At 48.3% G+C, this 5,377-nt stretch carries 3 protein-coding genes; 1 reads left to right on the top strand and 2 read right to left on the bottom strand.

Translation table 11 applies throughout. The annotated features are described in order from the left end of the window. Nucleotides 1-305 (bottom strand): DUF1501 domain-containing protein (locus Q0668_RS02620; protein WP_298859650.1); only part of this gene is annotated, 305 nt, incomplete at its 3' end. A 7-nt stretch (nucleotides 306-312) separates the two neighbouring features. After that, nucleotides 313-3,363, bottom strand: coding sequence for a DUF1553 domain-containing protein (locus Q0668_RS02615; protein WP_298859648.1), 3,051 nt, complete (start codon nucleotides 3,361-3,363; stop codon nucleotides 313-315). Nucleotides 3,364-4,019: 656 nt separating this feature from the next. Here Q0668_RS02615 and Q0668_RS02610 point away from each other — a divergent pair. Then, complete coding sequence (locus Q0668_RS02610) at nucleotides 4,020-5,345, top strand: HD domain-containing phosphohydrolase (RefSeq protein WP_298859646.1); 1,326 nt, start codon at nucleotides 4,020-4,022, stop codon at nucleotides 5,343-5,345. Nucleotides 5,346-5,377: the final 32 nt, after the last annotated feature.

Here is a 5,377-nt window from a genome sequence, read left to right as displayed (position 1 = left end):
TCGGTCGGCATGACCTTGCCATGCAGTTTCTTGAGCATGGGTTTATAATCAAACGAGTCCAGATGACTCAAACCCCCGATCAAGCAGACGTGAATCACACGTTTGACGCGCGCTGGAAAATGTGTCGTCGTCAATGATGATTTGACTGGCTCAGCCGCCCGTAATAGTTTTGGCTTCAAGAGCAGATCCATCAGTGCCGTGCCTGCCAAACCGGTCTGGGCCCAGGAAAAGAAATCGCGACGCGACATCTTTTCGGCGCTTGACGCGAAAGCAGTTTCCAAGTGCTGTTGTTTATTTTCCGCCATCGTCCATTCAATTCACATAGAGAAATTCATTGCTATTCAGAATCACGCGACACAAAGCGGGCAATCCAAATTGCACGACAAATCGATTCGCCAGTAGCGCCTCCCGAGGTTGAGGCCGCCGTTGATATGCTAATAAAAACAGTTCCCTGACCTGTTCCTCTGGTTCAATACCGACCCGCCGCTTGACACGTTCTGCCAACAGGTCTGACATCCGCAATACGAATGATGTATTCATTAACGAGAGTGCCTGTAGGGGAGTGGTGGTAGATGCCCGGTCAGGAGTCGTTGTAGAAGGATCCGGGCAATCGAATGTTTCCAGCAGAGGATGACGGCCACCGCGCGCAGAAAATCGATAGATCGACCGACGATTGAACTCTTTACCAACCGGATCTAACGGTTCATAAAATTGCGTCCCTAAGAAGAAATACGATTTCACATCTTGATACCCCTGCCCTCCTGACTCCGTATTCAACTGACCGGAGACTTTTAGAATCGAATCGCGAATCGACTCCGCTTCAATTCTTTGAGGACTTTTGCGCCACAACCATTGATTGTCGGCATCTACTTTGAGAGCACTTGGGTTCGGCGCTGATGACTGTTGAAACACGGCAGATAACAAAATCAGACGGTGCAGTGATTTCAAACTCCATTGATCGCGGACCAGCTTGCCCGCCAACCAGTCGAGCAATTCCGGATGACTGCAACGCCCACCATTAAAACCAAAATCATTGGGTGTGTTCACTAAGCCTTGACCGAAGTGATAGTGCCAGACTCGGTTCACGATCACACGGGCAAACATGGGGTTCTTAGAATCGGTCACCCATTTTGCAAACTTGATTCGTCGATCACGATCGGGGCTGTCAGCCGACAGTCCCAGATCACTATTCACACCGACAACCGCTTTGAGTCCTCCCGGTTTCACAACACCCGCTGGTGCATTCACACTTCCCCTGCTCAACACATGTGAAATTCCCGGATCGCGTGAAAGGGCGGCATAAACTTTGGTCGGTTGAATCGCCTGCAAACGTTTCATTTCCGCATGCAGTTTCTTTCGCTCTTCACGGAATGAGCTTCGTTGACCCTGTTCCGGTTTTGTCAGGACTACCGTGAGTTCTTTTTCTGTGAAAAAAGTTCCGCCCCATTTGGCAGAGGATTTAATTTCTTCAGCCGTCAATGCCCGATCATACAGCCGCGCTCTGCTAATGGTTCCTTTTAAGAGACGATTCCCGCCGGGAGATCCATGTCGCAGACCAAACAGGACTTCAGTTTTGCCAGACGAAAACGGCTGCAACTGTTGCGACTGATAGGACGTTCCATAAGGAATCCCATTGCGATACGCGGCGATTTTTCCATCCGCATGATAGACCAGGGCAATTTGCACTTCATCTGATGCGTTTTGCTCTAGTGGTCCTTGAAGGGATTTCGTTCTTTTGAAATTATTGCTACCCGCCAGCCAATGCCCCGGCTGTTGCTCACCAAATACAATTGCATCAAAGATGGCACCACCTAAGGTCTGCACACTCATCACACCACCGCCGCGTTGATCGAGATTTGCCAGCTTCACCCAGGCTTCGAGTGTCTTCTCTTTCAAATTCTGACGGAGTGGTTCTGTTTTCAGGAAAGACTGATTACCATCAAGTACCAATCCCTGTTTGGTCTGTTGCGCTGAACCCTGCAACGTTCCATTCAAACCTCCCACCTGATCCTGGATACTTTTCTGAAAATTCCAGGCAGCGATTGGGGACGATAATGATTGTAGTAAGTCTGTTTTTTCTTGCGTTGAGCGTGACGCCATCACCCGCAGGCGGGCCTCAGACTCTAGCTTAAAGAGCGCGGCTTGAACCCCCCGAAGTTTATTCTCAATTTGCAACAGTTGTTGTTTTGCTTGTTCATACCGGGTATCGGGAAGATCACGTTCGCCATGATTGACGCCGGAGAGCGATGCAGCAAACTGGTAGTATTCCTGCTGGCTGATCGGATCAAATTTATGGTCGTGACAGCGGGCGCAATTGACCGTCAATCCCAGAAACGTTTGGCCGACAACGCCGATGGTATCCTCCAACTCATCCTGGCGCATCGTTTCCCGCATGATCTTGCTCTGAGGAATTACCACATCATGCGGACCTGCAACCAGAAAACCAGTGGCGATGATCGATTGCGGGTTTGAAGGCTCCAGCAGATCGCCGGCCAATTGCAATCGGACAAATTGATCGTAAGGCAGATCTTGATTGAATGCGCGAATCACCCAATTCCGATAATGCCAGGCATTACTGCGCGGCTGGTCCCGCTCGAAACCGTTGCTCTCACCAAAACGAACCACATCCAGCCAATGGCGCGCCCAGTGTTCTCCATAATGAGGAGACGCAAGTAAACGATCTACCAACGTTTCATAAGCGTCAGAAGCGGCATCATCCACGAACGCTTCCACTTCTTCCGGCTCAGGTGGTAACCCGATGACGGAATAATAAAGGCGCCGGATGAGCGTTCTACGATCTGCACGAGATCGAGGCTGAAGACGATGTTCTCGGAGACGTGCCAGAATAAATGCATCTATCGAATTTCGAGACCACTGCTTCTCTTGAATCGGAGGAACGGCAGCCTGACGCAATGGCTGCAATGACCACCAGTCATAACCACCCCGTTTTTTTGTCGATTTGCTGAAAGGGTCAATCGGATCAGTGCCCCAAGGAGCACCCGCCTGGATCCATTGTTTGAAAATCTGCTTCTCTTCATTCGAGAGTGGGTGCTCCGGCGGCATCTCGTCAGAGTCGATATAGCTCCAAACCAGACTTTTATCAGGTTTACCCGGCTGCAAAGCGGGGCCACTTTCCCCTCCTTGATAAGCGGTGGCACGACTGGAAAAATTGAAGCCTGCTTTAGCATCAAGACCCGCATGACATTCCAGGCAACGACTGGCAATTAAAGGAGCAATCACGCGATCAAAGTCGGCCTGATAGCTTGCCTTTTTTTGAAAGAGATCGTCTGCCTGACAGAGCACCGGTGACTTCAGCCAGAATATCGAAATCAATGCTACTACTAATCTAACTCTTGCGCTCATAGCAAGATACTTTCCTGATGGGACTCGCGATGCCCATGATTTTGCCATCTATCTGAAACGAGTCTAATCATGCCCATTCCTGACTACTCTATTATTCCACTATTGAATTCTATTCCATATATGAATTCAATGTCAACGAGCGACCCAGTGGTAAATCCGAAAAACTGATACAACCATACTATCATACTATATCATAAATGCCCCTTAGATATCAGCGGGCGAATTGAGGGTCGATGTGGTCCATTCAGTCATAACCGCCCCTATCGTTATGACCCCTGTTTTTACGGTGAACAGTCTACCCGGCTCATCAGGTGTGGCAGTCAGGAGTTCCCGTCACAGAATCATTTGACATCTTACATTCGTGAACTAACTTAAACATAGACCGTCAACAATGATGCATGAATTGAATTCGATTAAATTCATGCACCAGAGACCAAAGTGGGAAACTTGCTTTACGCAATTCTGACTTTGAGTTTTCATGACAAATCAAGAAACCCTTACTCTCCCGGCCTGCAATATATTTAACCAAACCTGTTCCCTGCTAAAACGCTTGCGATAAAGAAGCAATTTTTGATACGCAAATAGAACAACGTTTTATTCATAACGCGTCGCATCAAAGCTCAGCTCGATGTTCGGAACCACCTTAAGGCCATTAGATGAATCGTCCACTCGTAGCAAATAATAATCCCATGCCAAGACAGCAATCGGTGCATGGTAGTTATAATATGGACTCTTCGCTCATCCTGAAGGAACTGCTTACGCTTTCAGCTGAACAGGACGATCTCTCTCTGGAATCTGCCGAGACAGACTACATTGATCAGGTCATCGCGCGGAAACATTTGCGAAAATTTTTGACCGCACTACAGGCACGCGATGCCGCCACATTATGCCATTCCCGGCGTGTCGCTTTTCTGGCAAAAGGAATGGCAACGAATTTAGGCTGGGAGGGAATCCACCTGAAACAACTGGAAATCGCCGCTTTACTACACGATATTGGAAAAATTGGAGTTCCCGATCACATCCTGTTCAAGCCCGGTAAACTGACATCGGATGAAATTGAACTGATGTCACATTACCACAATATCGGCCTGGATGTCCTGCAGGCATGCGGCACTGATCATGAAGTCTTGACGATTTTATCACAAACACGCTATCACTTCAGTGGTGCCACCAATGGCTATCAATATATCGGCAGCGATGTCCACCAGGGTGCGCGCATCCTGGCCATAGCGGACGCTTACGACTCTATGGCAAGCAATCAGGTTTATCGATCCGGAAAAGGACATGAAGAAATCATGGCCATCCTCATGGAATCAGCGGGTACGCAATTTGATGGGAACATCGTAGGTGCGCTGTCACGCTGGGAACAAAATGAACAAGTTGCTTTCCACAACGCATTACTGGAAGTCAACCGACTCTATGAACCTAAGCAACTTAATGAACGTGAAGCACAAGAAGTCAATTTGATTAATAACATTTTCTCATATCTGTTTCAGATTGAGAGCTTATACGACGGTTTTTATATCGTTAATGCCGATTTTCAGTTTGTGCTCTTCAGTCCGGGTCTGGAAAAATTGACCGACTTCAATGCGATCGAACTCCTGGGAACCGCGTGGACTAAAAACAGTTTACCGCTCACAAATACGGAAGGCACCAGCCTTACCTCTGCCGATTGTTCGATGAACCGAGTGATTACAAATGGTAAGCCAATGACTTCCGAATTCATGCTGGAACGTCCAGGCGGTCGTCTCATTAATATCGAAGTTCAGTCGGTTCCAATGTTCGGCGATGACGGGCATCTGGTGGGAGTCGCAGAAATCTTTCGAGACTTGTCTCGCGGTTTAAAGCGTCCTCAGGAATTCAACGACCTCAAACTGGCAGCCAGTATGGACGCATTAACGTCTGTTGCCAATCGAGGTGAATTAGAAACTCAACTGGCAATCATGTTGAGCCGATTCAATAAACCCGCATTTCCCAGATGACTTCCCTCGCTTTGGCACGTAATTTGCGCCAT

Source organism: uncultured Gimesia sp. (genome assembly GCF_937910335.1).
GTDB lineage: Bacteria > Planctomycetota > Planctomycetia > Planctomycetales > Planctomycetaceae > Gimesia.
This window is presented reverse-complemented; position numbering and strand designations above follow the sequence as displayed.

What these genes read in the sequence shown, in the direction of transcription:
- Q0668_RS02610 (WP_298859646.1), top strand. Translation starts at nt 4,020, where the DNA reads ATGAATCGTCCACTCGTAGCAAATAATAATCCCATGCCAAGACAGCAA.
- Q0668_RS02615 (WP_298859648.1), bottom strand. Translation starts at nt 3,363, where the DNA reads ATGAGCGCAAGAGTTAGATTAGTAGTAGCATTGATTTCGATATTCTGG.